Below are 23,352 nucleotides of genomic sequence, written 5' to 3'. Positions count from 1 at the left end.
CGATTATTACTTTATCGGGTTAAGACCCCCACCTCCAAGGTGGGCCTTAAATCAGGCGGGGTAGAGTCCCCATCTGATTCCCCGATGTTCAGCAATGCTGAACGAGTTCACTATTTTCCCGAAAATATTTTGTAGGCGTCTGCGAATTCCTTGAACGCTTTTTTCATTTCGGGTAAATTTCTGAGCTTGGCCGTGTAGGCTTTGTATTCCTCCATCGAGATTTGACCTACAATCGCCTTGGCCTCCATCGTTTTCCATTCGCTTTCATATTTGGGCCATGTATTAAGCCAGGTCGCCGATATAATGCCCTTGAACGGATTGACCTTGCCAAGCTCGTCGAATTTCTCCACTTCCTTCATTTTGGCATCGTTAAACGCCTTGCTCCCCGAAGCGCTGATGACCTTTCCCCACTTGGAGTAGGCAAGCACGCCGGCTCCTTTGCTTGTTACATTCACTTCCTTGACGCCTTGCTCCGTCAGCACTTTTTGCCCGTCCACCACTTTATGGTGAATGCCCTCGATCCCGTAGTAGGCAAAATCGGTCATCTCCTGGGATGCCGTGAACTCCAGGTATTTAAGCAGCTGCTTCACTCTCGCTTCAGGCACTTTCTTGGAAATATAGTAGCCGCCTGAAACGCCCGTTTGCAGATCCAGCGCCACGTCGCCCTTCGGCCCTTTCAAGAGCAGATTGACTATTTTGGCATCCGGCTGCGTCTTTCTGTTTTCCTTCTCCCACTCATCATCCCACCAAATGCTGTTCGTATAGGATGCCGCTTTGCCGGTTCTGAACAATTCTTCGTTCTGGGTTCTCTTCATTACGGCGAATTCCTTCGGCAGCCCGCCGTCCGCGTACATTTGCCGGAAGTAAGCGATCATATCGTCCCACTGCGGCGTCAATCGGGTCTCGATCATGCCTCCTTCTTCGTTATACGTAGGATTGTAAGCGCCGAAGCCTGCGCCGAACAGGAAGGTTCCATCATCGACGACGACGCCTTGTCCGATGATGCCCAGCGTGTCTTTCTTGCCGTTGCCGTCCACATCCGAATCTACGATTTTCTTTAAGGCCGCGGCATATTCGTCCAATGTTTGCGGGACCGGGATGTTCAGCTTGTCCAGCCAATCCTTGCGGATTTTAAGACCGAGGTCCACCCTCGAGCGGGAACGCGGCAGCGCATAAATTTTGCCGTCGACCGACAAATATTTCAAAGCGTCCTTGGCCAGATTGTTCTTCAGATTCGGGTAATCTTTAAAGTCGCCCAGAAATGGAGTCAAATCCCAGAACGCGCCGTTCTTGGCCGCGTTGATCAAAGACGGCCTGCTCGCATCGGGAGATGAGAGAATTTCCGGGAGGTCGCCCGATGCGAGAACCAGATCCATCTTCGTGTCGATATCGCCTGATGGCACCCACTCAATTTCCAATTTCGTGTTCGTTCTTTTTTGCCACTCGGTCCAGTAGGCGTTATTCATATCCGGCGCGTCGTTGTAAAGACCGGCGAATATTTTGACCGTCAGCGGCTTTTCCTGCTCCGCTTTCGTTTCCGTTTTGGCAGCGGCGTCGGTTCCTCCGTTTTTCGATCCGCCTCCTCCTTCGGCATTCGAGCATGCGGCCAGCATGGTCAGCGCAAGCACGCAGCAAAGCCCCGCCGACCCCCCGTTAATTCGCGATTTTCTCATAATCAAACTCCTCCTCATTTATGTAGGCGCCGGGTCTCCCGAAGGAATACCAGGCTGCTTCAACCTTTAAGCTTCAACCTTTAACCGACCCCAGCATGACACCCTTGGCAAAATGCTTTTGCAAAAACGGGTACACAAGCAGAATAGGAACCATGGCCAGCATGATGGATGCCATCCGAATCGTTTCTTGAGGCACCGCCCGGGCATCTCCGCCTGCACCCGCCTGTCCGACGCCATTGGAATCGGAATCGATTACAAGCGTTTTGATCAGCACCTGCAGCGTCCACTTCTTGGAGTCGGACAAATAAATCAGCGCATTGAAATACGTATTCCAGTACGATACGGCAAAAAAGAGCGTAAATGCCGCAACAGCGGGCATCGATAAAGGAAGCACAATTTTCAGAAACACGCCGAGATCGGAGCATCCGTCTATCTTCGCCGAATCTTCCAGTTCGGCAGGCAGCGACTCGAAAAAGCTTTTAATGACGATCAGGCTCCATGCGTTGGTCAAGCTTGGCCATATCAGACTCCAGAGCGAGTTAATCAGCCCCAGCTGCTTGATCAGAATATAGCCGGGAACAATCCCAGCATTGAACACAAGCGTAAAAATAACCGCGCTCAGCATTATATTCCGTCCGGGCATCGTTTTCTTTGTAAGCGCATACGCGAATGTAAATGAAACGATAATATTGAGCACCGTGCCGATCAGCGTAATGAAAACCGTATTTTGCAAAGAATTCAGAAAGCTGTTGGTCGACAGCAAGTATTTGTAGGCGGCCAGCGACCATTGGTCGGGGAAAAAATAAAATTTGAGCGGGACATACACCTCGGGATCGGTAAAGGAAACGCTGAATACATAAATGAACGGAAATATACAGACTAACGAAATGAATACCAGCAGCGAATAGTTGACCCAGTCGAAGGCTGTCAGCTTCTTGGTTGCGACAAAGCTCATGCTCCATCTCCTTTCTAGTAAATTCCTTCCTGACCCATCTTCTTGACGGTGTAGTTGGCGGCCAATACGAGAATCAGTCCGACCACGCCTTTAAACATGCCGACCGTAATTCCGACGCTGATCTGGCCTTTCAAAATACCGTGCGTGTATGCGTAGGTGTCGAATACTTCTGCGACCGACACGACCAGCGGATTGATCATCAGCAGCACCTGCTCGAAGCCAACGTCCGCCATATGACCGAGCCTTAAAATGAGCAATATAATAATCGTCGGACGTATAGCCGGCAGCGTAATATGCCAAATTTGCCTGAATCGGCCCGCTCCGTCCATGACGGCGGCTTCATACCGCTGCGGATCGACGCCGGCCATCGCCGCCAGAAAAATGATCGTTCCCCATCCTGCTTCTTTCCACATATTTTGCAATGTAATCAAGCCCCAGAAGTAATTCGGCTCGGATAAAAAGGCGATCGTCTCATGACCGGAATCGCTGAGCAGCTTGTTGACGATGCCTACATCGGAGGAAAGAATGAAGAAGGTCATACTGGCAACCACCACCCACGATAAAAAATGGGGCAGGTACACGACCGACTGGTTCAGCCTTTTGAATACTTCATGCCTCACTTCATTCAGCATCAGGGCGAGCAGGATCGGAACCGGGAACATCAGGATAAGCCCGAACAAATTGATTGCGAACGTGTTTCTCAGCATGCGGTAAAAATTGTCATCGCCGAACAATTCGGCGAAATGCTTCAGCCCCACCCATTCGCTGCCTGTATAGCCGCTGTACGGATTGTATTCCTTGAACGCAAGCAGCAGCCCCCACATCGGAACGAACTTGAACAAGATGAAGAACAGGATACCCGGCAGAGCAAGCGCGTACATATATTTATGCTGCAGCATATTGATCCATAGCCGGGAGCGGACTGCAGACGATGTCTTCGTTTTTGCCGCTGTGTTGGATTGCATTGTTCACCTCTATTTCTCCGGTAGACGGATCGGCCCGCAGATTTTAAGGAATCAGGATAGCATCCGCCTGTTGTCAGCATGCTACCCTGATGATCCGATCACTAGGTTCAGATCATAAATTCCTCGAGAACCGACGTAACCAATCGATGGTCCTCCTCTTGCGGTAATCCGGATACCGAAATTGTGCCCACGACGCCGGCTCCTTTAATTATTAAGGGAAATGCCCCGCCTACGGCTGCGTATTCATTCGGGTCAAGAAAAGCCCATTCCGCCATCGTCGCCTTTTTGGATTTCAACAAAGTCGCCATATAATAGGAGCTGCGTCCAAAATGGCGCACGACGTTGTTTTTGCGTTTCACCCACTGGGCATTGTTTAAAGATTTTCCTTCCATGGCGCAATGGAACAGGCACTGCCCGTTTCGTTGAATATCGACCAGGACCGATTTGCCCTCCGTTTCCGCTTTCTCTACAATCCGGCTTCCGATCTCAAACGCCATTTTATTCGTAAATTGCGTGAACTGCAGGTCGTTTTCTTCCTGCAGCAGTTGATCCAGCAGTGAGTTGTAGTCTTCCACGTTCAACACATCCCGGCTCTTGGTTTGAGGCGATTTTTGAAATGAAGCGCACGAAAAGCAGGCTGGCGTTGCGCCGCAAACTGTCCGATTCCCACACACGGGAACTTACCACCTGGCCAATTCCGGAGCATGCTCCTGCAGCCAAGTGCGAAGCGGCACGTCCGCATCCGTCGGCGTATAATAGCTATCGGCATTTTTGCCCGCACCGAGCAGCTGACGGCGAATCGGCGAGCTGCTTTCCCAAAGACCGCTTACCGTCATATCGTCCTTCGTGCGCACCCAACGATAGCCATAGCCGTAAAACAATACTTTGCGTGTAATATCCGACCAGTTCGGACTTGCCGCATGCCACAGCCTGCGGTCGAAGAACACGGCTGTCCCCGGCTTCACGCGAACCGGAATCGCTCCCTCCGGCTGCCCCTCTCCGTCCGGCACGACGATATCGTCGTCTTTCAAATGACTGTTCGGTACAATATAGAAATTGCCGCGGCCGGCTTCGGAAATATCCGACAGGAAATACGCTACCTTCAATGAGACACGCGGGCGCGGATGGGACTCCATCTCGCGGTTCATCCGCCCGCTGTCCTGGTGCCAGCCGAACGTTTTATTATTTTTCTCCAGCCCGTTCGGCGGCGTAACGATCATATGGCAATGATACAAGTAAATGTTCCAGCCGAGAATCCCCCATACCTTCGGCAGCACCTTCTCATAGTCGACCAAATCCGCAAATAAGTGATGATCCGGGATAAAATTCGGATGAAACATCGCTTTCTTCGGATCATGCCCTTCTCTTAATTTCGCTTCATAAATCGAATCCACTTCTTTCGTTAGCGCTGCAACATGTTCCTCCGACAAAATATTTTCCAAAATCAGATAGCCGGTTTCATCGAATGTTCGGCGTTCTTCTTCTGTCAAGGAATACTGCAAGCATGACTTGTCCATGAACGATAGCCTCCAATATGATTATGATGGTGTCGAGCTTCAGCGTCTTTAACCGCCGCGGTTCGATAGTCCCATTATAGGAGGCCCTATTGACGCAACATACTGACAATTGATCTAAAACAGGATTGAGCAATATTTGTCTCAAGCGGCTTTTGCGAGGGATGGCTGTGAAGTCGGATGCGGAGGGGACAAATGCAGCGAAGTGGGGTCGAGCGACAATTATTGTCAGTCGGGATGCGGCCAAATGGACGGAGAGGAGGCCGGCATTAAGCTAAAACCACGCGTACACATGACTTTTCCAGCTTGCACAAAGTGAGTCGGCTCGAAGCGGTGCACTTTAATCTTGTGCTTGTTAAAAGCTTCCCGCACCCGCGCGCTGACAATGACGCCCCTCTCCATGTACGCATCGAACCTTTTAAATGTAAAATTGAAGTCCTAATACCTTCCAAACACATTTAAAGCGAGCTAACACTCCGCTGACTGTGTACGGTCTGTCTCGTATACATACCCTAGCGTGGAAGTGAAGTCCATATTGCTCTCTCGGTCTGGCTTAGTTTATTAAATTCTTCGCGGGTAAGCTTTCAGCTTATTGTCGCTGCATTGGCTGCCGCCTGTTTTGAATTTTTTTCGCCTGGAATCGGGATAACTCGTGGATTGCTTGCAAGCAACCAATTGAGCGATACCTGAGAAATTGTTGCATTATACTTTTTGGAAATTCCATGCATAAGTTCAAACAATGGCTCAAGCTTTTCACGCTGCAGCATATATGGCTTTGTAAAAAGACGCCGCATAAGCGGCGAAGGTTCTCCTTCTTTGAATATATCAAGTTGTGTAACCAAAGCGATCGTACGCATAGCGGAAGGATAGGGATCACCGCCGACCCTATACTTTCCTGTAAGCACCCCTTCTGCCAGAGGGAGAATGGCAATAAGTGCAACGTCGAGCTCTTCGTATGCTGCCAGCATGCCATTCGTTTCAGGAAAACGGTATAATAAGTTGTATCCGATTTGGTTGGAGGCCAGTCGAATATTGTGCTTTGCAAAATATTCATGCGCATGCTTCATAAGTTCCGTATTGAAATTACTGACGCCGACCGCTTTTGCCTTACCGCTTTTTACGGTTTCAGCCATAGCATCCAGATACCGGTTTAGTTTGTGACGTGCAACCGGATAGTGCAATTGGTACAGATCCACTTCGCTCATGCCAAGGCGTTCCAAACTGCCATCGAGTGTACTTATGATGTCGTTGGGGGAAAACCGTGTGGAGGGATCAAAAAATTTTGCTGGACTAAACTTTGTGTGAATCATTTCGTTGGCGGGTCGGGTTATTTTTGCAGGTCGCGAATGATTAAATGAGAAAATGATAACCATAAGATTAAAAATACTTTGTGGTGATAAATGATGAATCGCAAGAAACTTTTTCTGCTTCGGGTCATTGTTATAGTTTGGCTGCTCTCGAATACAGTTGGGGAACATGGCAGCAATCCCGTTTATGCCGACCCCTCATTACCGATTGTTGCCGACCAGGGAATTTTCTCCATACATATTTATCCTTCACAACACAAGCTGGTTGTATGGGCACACGGACAAAAAGTAAAGACGTACCCCGTTTCTGTCGGAAACCCGTCTACTCCTACTCCCGTTGGTGAATATCAGATCATTTATAAGGGGAAAAATTGGGGGCCTGCGTTTGGACCACGGTGGCTTGGATTGAACGTACCCTGGGGAAGCTATGGCATTCACGGTACCAACAAGCCGTATTCGATCGGGCAGCATCTTAGCCATGGCTGTATCCGAATGCGTAATCATGATGTTATCGAGTTATTCGAAATGATTCCGCTCGGTACGAAAGTAACCATATACGGGCATGTTTTGGGAGATTCGAGCCATGCACCGAGAACATTGGCGGAAGGAGACGTCGGCGGGGATGTGCAGCTCGTCCAATCCCGTTTGAAGAGCGCCGGTTATTTTAACGGGAGCAGTAACGGAAAATTTCGCTCGGATACCACCGCGGCAGTGAAAAAATTCCAGCTAGAGCATCAACTGGCCCAGACTGGAATCATCTCGATTAAGGTGTATGAGGAATTGGGGTTGATTGAGTGATTGATGGGTACGCGGTGTGAGGATAGCTCGGCGGAGCATCGGCCGGTTTTCTTTGTCGTTGTTCTGCTTTTATGGCAATGCGAATCACCCTTCTCCCGCGCTTGAAACGAAATAGCATCTACAGCGCGGATACGGATAAGTGTCTTGTTTCATTTATTTTATAGGTACATGACCGTATCCGATGTATCCCTCCATCGAAAGCGCTCCGTGGCAAGAGTAACCTATTGATCCTATGTGATGAGCGGGGTTATCCGCTCTTCATCAGTAATGACCGTTCGGGCAACCATGAGAACGCGTAGTCTCTTTTCCAGATTCATCACCAGAAGTTGTAGCCCAATCACCGTCTCACTGGTCGTCTGAAAGTGCGCTCAAATACGGCCAAGCCCGTAACTGCGCTTGCCTTCTCCGAATTTGCCTTCAACGTCATTGGTACGGAGGCGTCCGCTTTGGCGATTCGTTTTTGTTTTTGCTGGTCACTCGAAAGACATCCCAGCCGCGGCCGCTGAGACGAATCCCTTTCTCCAGTAACCTAGGTTATCACGGGTGCGGTCGCCCAGCACTGCTTTGGGATAAAAACCAAACCGTGCACGGCACGTTTCTACAGAGGCTTGAAGGGTCACGCTTTCATATAGCTGTCCAAGGAAAGTTGTTCCCGGAAGGCATAACCGTTCATTTTTTCCGGCATAAAAACGCACCCCCTAGAATCTTTATAGGAATTTTGCCCTAAGGGTTTTTCCTATTTCCATTCTAAGGGGTGCACTACATTTTACCCCGAATTCTTTATGAAGTAGTTATTGCTTATTCACACTAGATCGATCTAAACAATCAAGCCATTCTTTCCAAACAGCAGGGTCTGCTGTAGAACCATCTGCTAGAATAATAAGGTCTCCTAGTAGTGACCCAACATCATCTGACTTAGTTCTATCATAGTAATCCTCCAAAAATAACACCATGGCTTTAAATGCATCTAGTTCTGATACATTTTTCATTTAAATCCTCCATTACTTTTGACCTGGTTTAACAGGACTTGATAAACCTGTCTCTGTGTTAAACTCTTTAGGTGTTGTATTCAAACCACCGTTTCTAATTTCCCCATTTCTAACTTGTACCCAAGATTGTCTTCCATCTTCTTGAGTTTGAGCATACCACTTGTTCCCGTACTTGTCAGTTCCTAAAAGATTATCTTCCTTTGAAGCAGTTTTTGAAAGTAGATCCTATTTACAGCTGAAATTTACCGCGCACGTAAGTAGATGCGAGCTGTTGTTTGATAATAAAGTTGTTTAATTTTTCGACCGCGCGCTAAACTGCATTAAAGAGAAGTTCAATACAAAGAAACCACTCCTTTGTTCGGAGTGGCGTTGTTATGTTATCGCCGCGCTGTTTAAATTGGAAGCAGAAATCCGGCAGTATTTACGAATCCATCAATTCGCTGCCTCCGGCTTCTCCACATAGATTTTAAATAACTGGTTGTATAACACTATACTGATGAAAGCAAACACCAAAATGATGCTGAATATTCCCACAGGCGCTACCCAGTTGGATAGGAAAACCGTCACCGGGGCCAAAAATCTCGCGATGGTATGCTGCAGGCTGTTGGCTCCCATGTACTGTCCTCTTGCATAATCCGGAGCATAACGGCTAATAAAGCTCTGTGTCACCGGAGAGCGTACAATCTCACCAAAGGTGAAGATTACTGTGACGAAAAACAAATACCATAAATTGGTGTTCAGTCCAAGGGAGAATGTACCTACTCCTGAAAGGAGCGATGATAGAATGAATACATTGCGGTCTTTCCAATGTAAGAACCATTTCGTAACAGGAAAGATAAGCAGAACAAACAATAAACCGTTCAATCCCAGTAACCATCCGAAGATCTCCGTACTGGACAGAATAAGGGAATCTCGTATCCATGTGAATAGAGCTTGGGCAGGTACCTCGTTGATCACGTAAACAGCCCAATAAAGATCCAGTTGCATAATGACCATTAGGGCAAAGATGCCCGCCAAAATATAAATGAGGAACACTTTATCGCGAAAAATAATGCCGTATCCCTTCCACTGTTCCATGAATAGTTGGATAATAGAATTTGAAGCTTCAGGTTGTTTCGCCGTTTGTGGACGTGTTTCATGAATAATAAAATAAATGGCGATAACATACAGGAACATCACTAACGCACAGGTCCACAACAGCAATTGCCGGTAATGGAAGAAGAAAATGGCTCCAAGAGCAGGCCCAAGCACGGCGCCAATATTATTGGCCGTTGTAAACGTTGCGAAGATTTGGCGACGATTACATGCGGGAACCAAGTCGGCAACCATTGCGGAGCTTGCAGGACTGTATAGGGCTCCCCCAAGTCCTATGCCGATAAATGCGATATAATCAATCCAATGGGATGGTGATACCGCAAATGATGCAAACATCATCGTCTGAATTGAAGCACCCAGTAGCATCACGGGACGACGCCCTAACCGATCTGCTAAAGCTCCTCCAAGCAGTACTCCTATTATGCTGAATATCGGCGGAAGTGTCATCAAAATGCCTGCAATATGATTGCCTAATGCCGCACCGAAATATACCGTTATAAACGGAAAGTACATCCAAAATAGCATGTTAAACAGTGCTTCTCCGATTAACCGGACTTTCAAATTGATATTCCATAAACTTATTTGCACAATACCTTCCTCTTTCCACAACATCGCTTCCCGGCCGGGTATACACACTATAGAACATTATCCTGAAAAAATATAGACTTATAAATACGGATGATTTATACTAATAATATGAAAGTCAAATATGCCCCGATTTATTTTAATTGCTTCAAAAAACGAACATTTGTTCTTGGATGATAAAGACGCTCCTGTCGGAAGCGTCTTTTTTATGCTAAGATTCTCTTTTGTATTACTCCATGCAGGGAGTAGTTTGTTCAACTAAACGAGGGACGGAGTACGAACATTTAATGTCCGCCGAGGGCAATCCCCAAAAGAGTTCCATTTAAACGACTTTATTATCAAGAAACACGAGCATTGAAGGAACACCGAATAACCCGTCTTGGATGGAACGGGGCTGAACGATGCTTATTTGGAATAGACGCGGCATATAAGCGGCAATGAAGCTGACCAGGGAGCAAGCTTGCTCAGTGCTTCAGGATCTGCTGGATTGGGAAGCTGTGGGAGCCGCTCAAACAGATACTGCAAATATAGATGTGGCTTGAGACCGTTAGCTTTAGCCGTCTCCACGATGCTGTAAATGTTCGCGCTGGCCTTGGCTCCGCGCGGCGTATTGCTGAACAGGAAATTTTTTCGACCAATAACTACGGGCTTAATCGAGCGTTCGCTGCGGTTGTTATCGATTTCCAGCCGTCCGTCCTGCAAGAATACGTTCAGCTTCTCCCACTGGTTCGTACAGTAAGTGATCGCCGTACCTAACAAGCTTTTGGGCAGTACACGCGGCCGCTGAGCTTCTAACCAAGCTGAGAACGCGTCCTAGATCGGTTGACTCTCAGCAAGTCGGGCTTCATAACGCTGCTCGGGCGTCTCATCTTTCCACTTGCGTTCCACCTCAAAGAGAGCATTGCAGAAGGCCAGTCCTTCCGCCGCTGCTGTGTTGGAACGCTGATTGCTTCTGGCCCATTTATCTTTGCTTCCTATATCGAACAAAACCTATGATTACTATTAGAATACCTAGTAAAAATGTTCCTGTCGGATAAACTAACGGAAAAAATATTGAAGGAAGTCTATACGCAAGGTCAGATTTATATCCGATCCACGATGATGTCTGTGAGGAATGAAGTATTAATTTGACTCCCAATATATGATTTTCTCTATCTGCATATGAAAATGTCTCCACTGTGGATTCCTTTTCTTCATCTATATGTATTATTCTCCATTTTTGGGAAATTACATCACCCCTCTTCCAATTATCTCCTATTCTTTGAACAATGGCCAATTGTTCTGTATTGTTTTTATTATCTTTAATTTCTACTAAATTCAACCAAGATAAGAAATTACTATCTCCTGTAATTTTCTGGGGTAACCAAGCTTCTGTTGGAAATGATACCTCCTTCCCATTTACTTTTATGGTAATTTTCTTAATCCTCTCGGGTTCCTTATCAAATGGAGTTTTAGGTGCGTCTAAGCCAGTATCACTTGTTAGTACTTCAATGGAGTTGCCTTTCCAATTAATAGGGGAGGCAAGCTCGTAAGACAACGGAGGAGCCTTATGACGTCTTCTTATATCAATGATATCTTTCAGTTCATATCTTGAATTTACATAGCGATCCAATACATTTTCTTGAATAATCAAAAATAATGGATAAGTAGAGACAGTGATTAATGCTATACCCAATAACACAAAAGTTCTTGTTTTGTTCATTCCTTTCACATCCCTATCATGGTAAATGCATCCATCACTGAAATAATAACATAGTTCGCACCAGCGCTAACTCCGAAATGCTATTTACATACAAAAATAGCCCAACCCCCGTGATTGTACGATGGTAGGCTATCGACAATAAGCCATGATCAAGCAACACATTAGTTGCAATGTGGCTTTGCTATGTTATTTCAATTCTCGTCTCTGGTAATTATGTTTTTTAATCCATAAATCCGTTAATTTTCCAATGATTTCATTATCATTCATATGTTCGGCTTTACTAATTTCCGAATACAGTTGTTGAAATTCTTCTCTTTGAATTAGAGCTAAATCTTGACCATCCATTACCCACTTTTTATCAATATAAATTTTTACTACGGATATTGGATAAGGCAATTCATGATTTGATAGGTATAGCCAAACCCTCATGCCATATCTGACTTCTAGAGGCTTTGAGAAATCCTCTTTATTTTGGACCGATACCTGAATATAATGACTTCCATTCTCCACTTGACTCGCTATGGTTTTAAGTTCCTTATCTTTTAGAAAATCATCATCAACCATTCCAATGTATTTATTTTTGACCTTTACCTCACCATTACCAAGTTTCCCAAGGTCACTTTTCAATTTTGCTTCGGTTATTTTGGTACCGGGCTTTGCTATCCCGTTGAAGATATAAATTGAAAATATTGAGATGATTAATACAACAGTTATCATAATTATCCTTGTTGGTTTATACCATTTAAATTTTGTTTCCAATGTATACCACCTTTCTATGGCTTTATCCAGTTCCAGATCGCACTGAATGTTTTTAGTAAGATTTGTTACACCATTACCATCTTTAGATCTAGAAAAATAATCTATATGATTACCTATAATATCTATTCTCTGTATGTTGTCAGGAGCATATTTAAAAGGATCTATTCCTACCATGGATACTCCTGCCCAATTACCAAGTAAAGTTACAGGATCCCAGCCATCGTATAAATAAGAAACTCGATCTTGAAATGATTCTGAAATTTTCACTCTGGGCGAGCCAATTTGAACAACTTGGATTACAGTAACCGGTTTCGTTATACGAGTAACTGATGGCTTCTCTGGTTTCCTTGACTTTTCTTGTTCAGAAGCAAATTACGATTATCGTACACGTACCCGGTATAGTTGCCAATCCGATCGGTTACTTCAACAGCGTTTCCGGCCAGATCGTATCGATAACGGATCGACAAGTTGACGGCATTCACCGTTTCCTTCATCCTTCTGATTAGTCTCCCACGTATTCATCTATCGAAGCGTCCCAGATGTCCTTTGGCCGCGGCAAGAGTAATCTATAGAACCCATGAGATAAAAGTAGTGCGGGGTTACCCGCTCTCATCGGTAACGACCGGCTGTAATTCGTTAGCTCCCAGATTTTCTCAAAAAACAGCCCTTCATACATTTTGTGTGCGTATAAACGAAACGGAATTTCTTTTTACGGATATTACATGGGTTAGTTGTGTTAAAGGTTGAATGATGGATTTATTCGGCACTGGGTAGCCCCATCAAAAAAAGAACCATAGGGAACATGCCCCTACGGATATATTATTTCATGACATTATAAATCAAGGATATTTATTGAAAAATTTGGCTTAAAAGTAGCTATAACACAATTTGCATCATTATTACATTGAATTTTCAATTGCGTATTGTTACAAGAAATTTTTACAACATCGTTAAATTTCATATCTAATATGGGGGTTTCATAACTCTGATGGTTTAGACTTAAGCTACATACTTTTTCGTATATAGAAAAGACCATCACTAGTTTAAATCCAAAGCCGTCAGATTTACTACAAATAAATTTTCCTTCTTCTTTTTCACCAATTGATACTGGTTCAGTCTCAAACAGTCCTAGCAACTCGTATTCATCAAATTGTATGAACATTTTAGCTTCCCCCTTTATTTTGGTATGACTGTTATAACACTCCCATTAGCACTAGTTATTACTGTTACATTATCATTTTGGTGCATAAAGGTTCCATCATACCTTCCTGCTTGAGCATGTGTATTTTTAATAGCATCCTCGACTTCAGATGGAGTAATTCCACGTGGGTCAACATATTTTGTTACAAATTCAGCATGCTCTTTGGTTCCCTGTTGAAATCCTTTTTCAGCGGCCTTTTCATACGCTCTCGTTGTTAGTTCTGCCCTTACCTCAAGAGTGTTCGGAGCCATTCTTTCTAATGCATGCTCGGAGTATTGTCGACCGCCTATCGTTCCTCCACCTTTTACCATACTCCATCCTATTTCACCTGCACCCTCGGCCTTTAAAATTGTTGGTCCTCGTTCTTGAAGCGGCTGTTCAGTTATATTAGGCTTTTCCTCATTAATAGGCTGCCCACTAATGTATGGTTTTTCCTCAATATTGGGCTGCTCTCCTATATGCACTGGTTCCTTATTGATAGCAGGTTGCGAAATAACATCGGCACCTTGTTGTTTGATCGGATGCTCTCCTACATAGACCTTCTGCTCCTCTGGTAACTGTATTTTTCTTGAGGCCTCCATCTCTGCCAGCTCTTGCTGTTCAGAATCCATTCGTTTATAGTAATAACTCTCTAATGGCAAGTCTGAACCTGACTTAATTGCTTTCATAGTGGCAGCTGAAGTTGGCGATTTAGGGTCTGTATAAGGGTTAGGAGTTGGACCACTCAACCCGGACATAACACCACTTGATCCTCGTACCGCTCCTGTAAGTGAGGATTTGTACGAGGCGATCTTTACCCTATCTTTTCTTTCGTTCTGGGTAGCCCATTCAAAGAAAAAACCTGATGGCACTATCGGGCAATCAGGTTCATGGAGTTCTAGTTATACTTTTTTTCTTTATTCACTTACAACAATAGAGTACCTCTCAAAACCAAGTTCAAATGAAATCATCTCTGAGACAAAATTGATAAAAGACAAATTTTTAGAAATAGAAAATACTGTAGCTACGTTAGCTTTAGACAATTCAAGAGATAGCACTCTTCTATTTTCATTCTCCGAAATCGATAAGCCTTGGCTTATTGAATCTGGACTCTTTAACTTAAGTTGCTCGATACTACCAAAGTCTTCATTAGGGTTTGAAAGCAATTGCAAACTATTAATCATTCTTAAATACTGTACACCTTCAAAAAGAATAGCAATTTTTTCATAGTTTTCTTCCGTATTGCTCATCTCTGTTGATTGTGGATGCTCAAATGTGATCTTTGCATCAATTATTAATGTTAGTGAGCAACCGATTGGATTAAACTCTATTCCCAATAGATAACTGTGTTCAAATAAAAACCATTCAATTTTCATCTTCACCTATCCTTACTTAAGTTCAATAGGGGTATGATTTCCCGCGCTCTTCCTTGTTACTGGGCTTCCGAAAGGGTCTACTCTTTGATCTGATGCATCCTTAATTTCAACATGAGGATCAGTACTTCCTGGCGCTCTATCACTGCCTCCCTTAATTGTAATTCTAGCCACGCCATTTTCATCCACCCATTTTTCAGGTAGCTTAGGGGCTTGACATCATACCGCTCCTCTTAAGGTTTATTAGGATCCATGTTGCGGATTTCGCTTAAAATCTCATCCACCGGATTTTTGGACTTCACATCGATAACGTTTGGCTTTGGGACGTCCGGCAGTGGCGACATGCTTTCTTTCGTTGGAGGACCTTGTACCATCGTCCGTTGGTTATCGGAGAAGCTTACCTTCCCCGATGAATTTTCCTTGTTGATTTTATTTAATAAATCTTGCTCCAATATAGCTAAAGTAATGAAGCTGCTTGGTAGGATGGTTTTGCTCTTTATTTCTTTTTGTCTCTCGTACTCAGCTTTATTGCTTACATATTTTTCCATTTCTATGCCAAACTGCAGGGAAAGCAAGTATTCGTTCAGCACTGCCTCATGGCCGCCAAATTCTTTATTTAGTTTCAGCATTAACGTGACCGCCGTCTTCATGTCGAAAGCTTCGAATATTTTACGGTATTCCGCTTTTCTATCCTCTTTCTTGTTATTTGTGGCAGTAAATTCGACCACAGGCTTTTCAATTCGCTCCATCGGCGACTCCTCGGCGATCTCTTTTATTTGAAATTGCAATCTGTCAGCGGCCAACCGGGCCTCCAAAATCTCCTGATTGGTAAAGCCTTGCTCCAGTAATTCCTTGATCTCGTCGTCACCAACTCCGGATTTTTATCGTCTGATTGTCCGCCGCTCTTCGATTTCAGCAATTCGAGCATTTCATTCCAAGACTTCCCTGGGGCCTTAAGTCTCATAATCTCATCCGATCCGATACCCGTCATATTGGAAATATCCGCGGCAATCTTTATGTCCTCGCTCGGATTTGAGTCGGAACGAATTTCTTGAGATTCTTTTTTCCAAACAGGAAATAAAATGAATAATTAGGTCACTAGAGCTATGCCCAGCAATATGGCAATTTGTTTATTAAATTTCTTGAAAAACTTAGTCATGCAGTCACTCCGGAATCAGTTCTCTTATTCCACCACAACGTCAATAGAAGCTTGTCCATCGATTTTCGACTTGAAAATAAGGGTGGTCACTTCCCCGGACCATGATGTTCCCGGAACTATATTTTGTTTAACTTTGAAAATGATTTTCCCGGCAATGTACCTCACCTCCAAATTAGAGCCTGCTATTTTGCCTGATTCATTTGTGTCAAGTCCAGGAGTAAAATTATACAAATCCACGACCTCAAGCTGATCCGGATTGTATGTGACGACGAAATCGGATTCGTTGAAGTCCAGTACATTTGAAGCCAGCAATTTCAGATTAAACTCTTGACCTATTTTGCCATTTATCCAATAGGTGGGACTGGTTGTACTCTTAGTAATCGAAGGGCTCCATGCTGTGACGCCTGTAACATTTTTGGCTCTAACCCTGTACGTATGCGTTGTCCTCGGTACCAAACGCGAGTGGAGATAGTTGGTATTCAGCCCTGCATCGATTTTTTGCCCATCCAATTCAATATCGTATCCATCGGAGCCGTCAGCTTTTTGCCAACGAAACTCTATTGTGCTGTTAGTTGCGAAAGCTTCAAGTCCATCAGGTGCTCAGGAGGGTCCGGCAGCGTTGATAACGATAAAATGGCTACCCAATCACCCGGTCCATGCTCGCTCGCTATCCCGTGGAAATCATTCTTTTACAAATTACCATTGATTTCCCTCCATATTATTTCATACATCTTTTTTTCAGCCGTTGCCGACTTTTCCATTCAAGCCTTTAACACGAATCCCTTATTTTTCCATTCCGAACAACAAAAAAACCACCGATTTTCGGCAACCCGGCTGCCATCCGCTCAAAAATGCGGTTGGAACATTATATGTTCCTTGCATTTCCGACGGCTTAGGCCCGTGGCTTTGCGTCCCTATCTTTCGACTAGGTTTGCCTTTATACTGTTTCGGTGGTTAGTAATAGAAAAATAAAACTTTTGAACCAGATAATTAATTATACAAAAGGAACTAATTCCCTGCAATATTTTGTAATAATTTTAATAATTATGTCGTAAGTTCTATGATTATTAACCGATTAGAATATATTTACCTAATCAAAGATAGGAACGCAAAAAAAAATCATTCATATTATCAAAGAAAATAAGCCAAAAGAATCACATAGATACACATTTGAAGCATGCTGTTTTGGCACGTCTAATATGCTTTTCCCGGTCTTCGAATAAGATGAGTTAGCGGTTTAAAAACAGTGTCTTAACGGTGGATCCCACCTCATGTTCTAAATATGTAGGCCGAATCAATGTCATTTTCCGGCCAAAACCAAAGGATCGATTACCATCCGTTTCAGCTGTTCCAACTCCGAAGACACGCCCCATATAGTATTTTCACGACTAGCGGCATACTTATTAAAAAGAAGCCATCTAAGTGGCTTCTTCCCTCACTTGTATTTTCTCAATTTCTACTTAATTTGCACCTTAAAGGAATGCAGCAACTACTCTTCGACGAATGGCCTTACTCCAAAACCATCTTGCTCGCCAAGATGATGAATCCGCTCCGATATATTGGAGTTGCGACAGATCTTATTGGGCGGTGACTTTTTTGGCGTATACGCTGGATGTGACATTAAGCGTGCCGAAGGTCATATCCAGCGGTTGACCCGCTTGGACGGAAGCCGGTCCCTGGATGGCTGCATAATTGGCAGAAGCCGAGCTTACGTAAAATGAATGATAACGGAGCTGCTACTCCTGTTGCCCACGGCATCCGTCCGCTGTAGCATATACAGTTTGGAAGCCTTCGCTCATCGCCTCCGCCGATGTAACTCCAGTTGCCGCTTCCATTCGCCGTCGTGATCCCTGCTCGGGCGCCGTACACGTACCGTCACCGTACTGCCCACTTCGGCGGTTCCCCTGAAAGTCGGTTTCGGATCGGTTATCACAGAATTGTCTGCCGGCTCCATGATGATCGGCGCGGCTGGCGCAGTTGTAGCAGCTATATTGTCATGTATTTTCGGGTTGAGTCCTGCCATATATTCATCATAATTACTTAACCCGTCTCCATCCGGGTCGGCTTCAGGTCCGCTGATGGCCGGATTGCTTAGGTCAGCAGCGGAGAAATAGATATGCCGCCAATCATCGAACGCACCCTTAAATGGAGGCAGTTGGGAAGCGGGCAACACGGTCGGTGCCGTCCCGGTTTTCGTGATTGGGTAATCCGCCTTTACATATTCGGAATAAGCATAGGGCTTAATTTCCTGATTATATTTATAGTTCTGTGATTCCTGAAATCCTACCCAAGGGCGCTGCGACCATCTGCTGTCGTAGGTCACAACATTAGACATAAAGACTCTGCCGCCTACTCGAAGGTTGGAGATGCCGTTATCCCAGACTTGAACGTTGGAAAATGAGTTGGTTCCCATCTGTGTCGCCACTCCGTAACCGATGTTATTGTAGACTTTTACATTATTCGCCTTAAACGTAACAGTGTCTCTCGACTGGTTATAAATCCCGTTCTCATTCCCCCAAAAAGCTCCGCCCTCAATCGTGGAATTTGTACTGTCATGAGAAGAGAACCCTTCATCGAAATTGTTGAAAGCTTCGATGTTCTCGAACACAAGCCCCGTTCCGGTACCGTGAATATTAAAACCGTCGTTTTGTACCCCAGTGACCCGCAGATTGCGATACGTCTGATAAGAATCGGGAGTGACGATTTCGATACCGTTCGATAATGTGGATATTTCCCAGCCTGAAGTCGGCGAGGCTTTATCCGGGTTCAAAATCAGCTTGCTGCCGTCCGAAGACAATACCGCATAGTCGCTTGTAAATATCCCGGTATTTTGTCCCGATGGTTGGTCTAATAAAAGCCGCTGGCCATTATACGCTACCAGATGACGGAACGTGCCGGATTTGCCGTCCGGAAGCGTATTGGCTATGGGAGCCGGCAGCGTATATGTCCATTGCCCGTTCGCCTCTTGGGTGAACTGAAACGGAATGAATCCGCTAATCAACTCGCCATTCCCTTCAAATATAATAGGATTGCCGGGAACGCCGGACACGTGTATTTTGACCGTTTCATGATATGGACCGCTCCCCGGTACCAGTGAGATGATGTCTCCCGGTTTGAGTGCCGGAGAACTGGCGACGGCTGCGGCAATAGATGTATACGCTCCGCTCGTAATTCCTCGCTTGTCCACAAGCAACACTCTGGGCTCGCCGCTTGTGGCTGCCTGTACCGTAAAAGCGACCGAGTTGCTCTCCTTGCCGTAGACGGTGAGTGTAACTGTACCTGATCCTGCGCTGAGCGGATTCAAGATTGTACCGTTCACCGAGGAAAACCCGGTTCCTGTTTTTACCGTCCATGATTTAGGCAGACCGGCCAGGTCATAAGAGCTGCCGAATTGATCCTTTCCGATGACGGTGAGTCCGTTCAAATCATACCCCGCACCGCCTGCGGTAAGAACGGGAATGGTCCCGTTTACCCGAACAGAGTCAAGAAAAGGTGGGTTAGACGGATCCGGTTCGGTCATGAGATTAAATTCAAGACGATCGACCCTTGCCGCTTCGGAGGCATTCGATGTGCCCTCCAGCTTGACGATATCCCCCTTTCTTAGCGGAATACCCGATATCCAGCGGCTGGTTCTCGATTTGTCCGAAACGGAAGCCGAGCCCAAGTCTTGATTTGCCGTCCACGCATCGACTTGCAAATCGTTAACGAACATTCGATACGTTGCGGCACCGTCATTTTCATCAAAATAGTGCACCTTCAGATCGTAGGTTCCGTCCTGCCCATTAAATTGCATTGTGGCCGTTCCGGTTCCCGACACTTTAATCACTTTCCCCCCGGAAGCTACGGATTGAACCTCGGGCGTATAACCGACTAGCGTCATGTCCTCCGCTTCGACGAAAATGGTACTATACGGTGCTGCCAAGTCTACCGTGAATGCTACGATGCTCGAATCCGCGCTATCGTTGCCGGCAGCATCTACGGCCGTTGCCTTTACTGTGTGAAGCCCTTCCGAGAGCGCGGCAATCGGAGCGTAGCTCCAATTGCCGCTTGCATCCGCTGTCACGGTTACCGGCGTTGCATGATCGACATAGACCTTCACCGTGCTATTGGCCGTAGCCGTACCGTTTATTTGCGGATTAGGATTATTTGTGATCGAATTGTCCACGGGCGTATTAATTTGAAGCGGCGACGGGGGCTGCGTACCGCTGTATACCGTGCCGGATGGCTGGAAAACGACGTTGCTGTAGAATGTGTTTTTGAAGTCCAAAGGGACATCCGTTCGGCTCCCTGCTTGTGCACCTTGTATTACGACATTATCGAAGGTGACGTTACTGACCAGGTGGGTAGAATCATAACCTTCTATCGATGAAGCTTGAACCGCTTTATTAAGAACATAGAAGTCCTTCACATGGACCTGATCGATCCACCCCGGCTTGGAATCCCCGTGCAATAACCGGATGCGAAAATAAAAGTAGCGCTCATTATAATTGCCGCCGATGAATTCGGCCCGATTATTGATCAGATCAATATTTTGAATGTGGCTTGCATCCCCTGCCCAAAGTGCGACGAATCGGTCGGCATGAACGATGTCATTGTTCTCGAACCGGATATCGCCGATATCCATAAGCGTTTCATCACCTACCTTAAGCGCGGCTTTCAAAGACCATATTACGTTATTCTTGATCTGCAAGCCGAACGTCGGTCTTTTCAAATTCAAATAGTTGGTGACTTTAGGCGAGATCGAATCGTCTCCGGTATAGATAAACGCACCGTCTATAGTTACGTTTTGCGATGAATCGATATCTACCCCGTCGGTATTGGTTACCGTCGGAAGCAGAATATTCGGATTCGCCGGATCAGGAGCGCCTCTCAAATCGTTGATCAGCTTTATATTTTTCAGGACAACATCTTTGGCATACAGAAGATGAATCGTCCATCTGGCCGAATCGACGAAATAGACGTCTTCTATTTGCAGATCCGTTACATCTGCTGTCCGCAAGAGCTTGATATTCTCTTTGTCGTTCAAGGTCTTGATCGCCATTCCGTTGCCGTCGATCATCCCTCTGCCACTAATTTTCACATGGCTTGCGTTTTGTATGAAAATGAAGGAAGAGTCCGAACCGTTTTGTGCCGGATAATTCGCGGTGCTGGAATCGGATACCGCTTTTATCCAAGCGCCGCTTTTTAAATAAAGATGCACGTTGCTCCTTAGCTTGAGCTGTGCCGTCATGTATTTCCCGTCCGGAACAAGCAGAGTCCCCCCCGCTCCATTATTCAATGCGGACGTATCGTCGATCGCTTTTTGAAAATAGCCGGTGACGGCTGCTTCTTCATCACGGCCCGCCGGTAAATAGTCGGCCAAATTGATCACGTTCGGATCATCAATGTCGGGTACGGCGGTTTCAAGTCCATCAGCGAATAAAAGCAGCTTCTCCAGATTGTTTACGCTTACAATAAGCGTTCTAGGTTGATCAATGGAGAAAGAAAGATGGTTTCCGCTGCTGCTTCCCTGGATTTGATAGCTTTGCGGACTGATACCAAACGATGTAACCGTTTCGTTCGCGGTCACCGTGAAATTGGCCGTCCCTGAGAAGGAAAATCTTGCGAAGCTGACATCGCCAAACTTCTCAACGAATATGTTCTCCCCGTTAACCGTCAGCGTGTAAGAGCTGCTCGGTACGGCACCTGACCTGACAGGATACTGTTGGATCGAATTGCCCTGGGTGGTATAATTCAGCTGCGATTTTTTCGATATACCCGGAAACGTTTGTCCTTCCGAATTAAAGAAAGCTCTAGGCTTAATGAGAATGTAGTAAGCTGTATTATTTTGCAGAGGAGCCAGATGATGGATGGTAATGACATTCGATCCGAACCCGGTGACCTCAGCCGAATTTCCGACGATGGATTCCACAAGCGAATCGTCGCTGTATTTACGAATCTCGATAACCCCCGGACCTCCGCTTGCGATCATTTCATTGAATGTCAATTGAATAGGATCGCTGGAAGCAACGGAAACCGCATCGTCGTTAGGAACCGTCTCTATAAGATTAGGCGGCGACCCGCTTTGCTGATAAAGGGCCGGAGTACCTCCATGATTTACATTCAAGATATCCTTATCGCCATCGCCATCGAAATCGCCTACCCCAAGAAACCCGGCAAAAAAATAATTGACATTGGCCGCAAACGATACGCTCGCGAAAGGATTGCTGCTCCCTGTAAGCTCGGCAAAAGTGCCGTCTCCATTATTTTTCCAATACTGCACCCCGGTGTTAGCGGAATTTCGGTTTGCGAAATCAACCCATCCGTCTCCATCAAAATCCCCCGCAACAAATTTGCCGGTTGTTGTGCCAATAGCCATACCGAATTCGTGGAGAGGATTCGTTCCCGCACCTTGCAAAACCGTAAAGGTCCCTCCGTCATTCCGGTACATAGCCGGAGTCCCGCCATGATTGCCGTTGAAGATGTCCACGTCCCCGTCACCGTCGAAATCGCCTGCCGCTAAAAGCGGCGCCGTGAAATAACTGCTGTTTGACACAAAAGATACGCTGGCGAGCGGATTTGCGGTACCGGTCAATTCGGTAAACGTACCGTCGCCGTTATTTCTCCAATACTGTACTCCAGTGCTGTTCGAATTGCGGTTCACCAGATCGGTATCGCCGTCGCCATCAAAGTCGGCTGCAATCGCCCTGAAGCCGCCTGTGCCGATCGCCGTTCCGAATCCAAGGAGAGGGTTGACCCCCGATCCTTGCAGAACTGTGAAGGTCCCTCCATCATTTCGGTACAGAGCGGACGAGCCTTGATGATTTCCGTTAAATACGTCGATATCTCCATCTCCGTCAAAATCGACTGTAAGCAAGTAAAGTGCGCTAAAGTAGTTCGCAGAAGCTCCGGAAAACGTCACATTTTGAAAAGGATTACTGGAGCCGGTAAGTTCCGTAAAGGAACCGTCTCCATTATTTCTCCAATACTGCACTCCGGTGTTGGACGTATTCCGGTTCACTAAATCCGTATCTCCATCTCCGTCAAAGTCGGCCGCAATAAACTTATTGTTGCCGCCGGAAGCTCCGACTGCCATGCCAAAATCGTAAAGCGGATTGGTCCCCTGTTCTTTGAGAACGACAATGCCCCCGGCCGCCGACACTTGCGTGGAAGACGAAAGCCCTATAAACCATACGGCCATCGCGACTAAAATAGCATCGCGAGCGATTCGAAAGTAACGCATACGATTCTCCCCTTACTTGATTGGACTCCATTCATGAGCATGAATAGGTAAAAATAAAAATGTATCCGCTTCCACA

The 23,352-nt window shown here is 45.8% G+C and carries 18 protein-coding genes, 1 pseudogene and 1 riboswitch; of the genes and pseudogenes, 1 reads left to right on the top strand and 18 read right to left on the bottom strand.

Going from position 1 to position 23,352, the window contains the following annotated elements:
• Positions 1-110 precede the first annotated feature (110 nt).
• The 6 genes from E1757_RS25025 to E1757_RS25000 form a co-directional block, all read right to left on the bottom strand.
• On the bottom strand, positions 111-1,673 hold the full coding sequence (locus E1757_RS25025) for a type 2 periplasmic-binding domain-containing protein (RefSeq protein WP_133233314.1): 1,563 nt from the start codon (positions 1,671-1,673) through the stop codon (positions 111-113).
• A 73-nt stretch (positions 1,674-1,746) separates the two neighbouring features.
• The gene (locus E1757_RS25020) at positions 1,747-2,628 is read right to left on the bottom strand and encodes a carbohydrate ABC transporter permease (RefSeq protein ID WP_133233312.1); all 882 of its coding nucleotides are present in this window, start codon (positions 2,626-2,628) and stop codon (positions 1,747-1,749) included.
• 14 nt (positions 2,629-2,642) lie between these two features.
• Positions 2,643-3,593 (bottom strand): ABC transporter permease, encoded by a 951-nt coding sequence (locus tag E1757_RS25015; protein ID WP_133233310.1) that lies wholly within the window; start codon positions 3,591-3,593, stop codon positions 2,643-2,645.
• 107 nt (positions 3,594-3,700) lie between these two features.
• Entirely contained in the window at positions 3,701-4,168 is a 468-nt protein-coding gene (locus E1757_RS25010) for a heme-degrading domain-containing protein (RefSeq protein ID WP_246079478.1), read from the bottom strand.
• A 105-nt stretch (positions 4,169-4,273) separates the two neighbouring features.
• Positions 4,274-5,110, bottom strand: a complete 837-nt coding sequence (locus E1757_RS25005; RefSeq protein ID WP_133233308.1) for a phytanoyl-CoA dioxygenase family protein — start codon at positions 5,108-5,110, stop codon at positions 4,274-4,276.
• Between the two features lie 581 nt (positions 5,111-5,691).
• Positions 5,692-6,585, bottom strand: coding sequence for an aldo/keto reductase (locus E1757_RS25000; protein ID WP_133233306.1), 894 nt, complete (start codon positions 6,583-6,585; stop codon positions 5,692-5,694).
• On the opposite strand from E1757_RS25000, the gene E1757_RS24995 reads away from it, so the two are divergent.
• A complete protein-coding gene (locus tag E1757_RS24995; protein WP_133233304.1) occupies positions 6,508-7,212 on the top strand; it encodes a L,D-transpeptidase family protein in 705 nt (234 codons plus the stop codon). The two genes, E1757_RS25000 and E1757_RS24995, sit on opposite strands and share 78 nt — an antisense overlap.
• Before the next feature lie 791 nt (positions 7,213-8,003).
• Here E1757_RS24995 and E1757_RS24990 read toward each other — a convergent pair.
• The 12 genes and pseudogenes from E1757_RS24990 to E1757_RS24930 all read right to left on the bottom strand — a co-directional run bounded on the left by E1757_RS24990 (position 8,004) and on the right by E1757_RS24930 (position 23,276).
• Entirely contained in the window at positions 8,004-8,201 is a 198-nt protein-coding gene (locus E1757_RS24990) for a hypothetical protein (RefSeq protein ID WP_133233302.1), read from the bottom strand.
• 432 nt (positions 8,202-8,633) lie between these two features.
• The gene (locus E1757_RS24985; protein ID WP_181956691.1) at positions 8,634-9,884 is read right to left on the bottom strand and encodes an MFS transporter; all 1,251 of its coding nucleotides are present in this window, start codon (positions 9,882-9,884) and stop codon (positions 8,634-8,636) included.
• Positions 9,885-10,286: 402 nt separating this feature from the next.
• Positions 10,287-10,811 (bottom strand): annotated as a pseudogene (locus E1757_RS24980) (IS66 family transposase); the annotation flags it as partial.
• Between the two features lie 31 nt (positions 10,812-10,842).
• Positions 10,843-11,583 (bottom strand): hypothetical protein, encoded by a 741-nt coding sequence (locus tag E1757_RS24970; protein WP_133233294.1) that lies wholly within the window; start codon positions 11,581-11,583, stop codon positions 10,843-10,845.
• A 186-nt stretch (positions 11,584-11,769) separates the two neighbouring features.
• The gene (locus E1757_RS24965) at positions 11,770-12,609 is read right to left on the bottom strand and encodes a hypothetical protein (protein WP_133233292.1); all 840 of its coding nucleotides are present in this window, start codon (positions 12,607-12,609) and stop codon (positions 11,770-11,772) included.
• A gap of 47 nt (positions 12,610-12,656) precedes the next feature.
• A complete protein-coding gene (locus E1757_RS24960; protein WP_133233290.1) occupies positions 12,657-12,836 on the bottom strand; it encodes an RHS repeat domain-containing protein in 180 nt (59 codons plus the stop codon).
• A 338-nt stretch (positions 12,837-13,174) separates the two neighbouring features.
• Positions 13,175-13,504, bottom strand: a complete 330-nt coding sequence (locus E1757_RS24955) for a hypothetical protein (protein WP_133233288.1) — start codon at positions 13,502-13,504, stop codon at positions 13,175-13,177.
• Between the two features lie 14 nt (positions 13,505-13,518).
• Positions 13,519-14,271, bottom strand: coding sequence for a hypothetical protein (locus tag E1757_RS24950; RefSeq protein WP_165972273.1), 753 nt, complete (start codon positions 14,269-14,271; stop codon positions 13,519-13,521).
• Between the two features lie 168 nt (positions 14,272-14,439).
• On the bottom strand, positions 14,440-14,898 hold the full coding sequence (locus tag E1757_RS24945; RefSeq protein WP_133233284.1) for a hypothetical protein: 459 nt from the start codon (positions 14,896-14,898) through the stop codon (positions 14,440-14,442).
• Positions 14,899-15,128: 230 nt separating this feature from the next.
• The gene (locus E1757_RS24940) at positions 15,129-15,698 is read right to left on the bottom strand and encodes a hypothetical protein (RefSeq protein ID WP_133233282.1); all 570 of its coding nucleotides are present in this window, start codon (positions 15,696-15,698) and stop codon (positions 15,129-15,131) included.
• 380 nt (positions 15,699-16,078) lie between these two features.
• Positions 16,079-16,564 carry a cohesin domain-containing protein gene (locus E1757_RS24935; protein ID WP_133233280.1) on the bottom strand — a complete coding sequence of 162 codons (486 nt, stop codon included), beginning with the start codon at positions 16,562-16,564 and terminating at the stop codon, positions 16,079-16,081.
• A 311-nt stretch (positions 16,565-16,875) separates the two neighbouring features.
• Positions 16,876-17,000, bottom strand: a riboswitch (cyclic di-GMP riboswitch).
• A gap of 849 nt (positions 17,001-17,849) precedes the next feature.
• Positions 17,850-23,276: an FG-GAP-like repeat-containing protein gene (locus tag E1757_RS24930; RefSeq protein ID WP_133233278.1), complete on the bottom strand. Its 5,427-nt coding sequence runs from the start codon at positions 23,274-23,276 to the stop codon at positions 17,850-17,852.
• Positions 23,277-23,352 lie beyond the last annotated feature (76 nt).

This window comes from Paenibacillus piri, assembly GCF_004354045.1.
GTDB lineage: Bacteria > Bacillota > Bacilli > Paenibacillales > NBRC-103111 > Paenibacillus_S > Paenibacillus_S piri.
The sequence above is the reverse complement of the archived record's forward strand: the minus strand, read 5'-3'. Positions and strand labels throughout refer to the sequence as shown.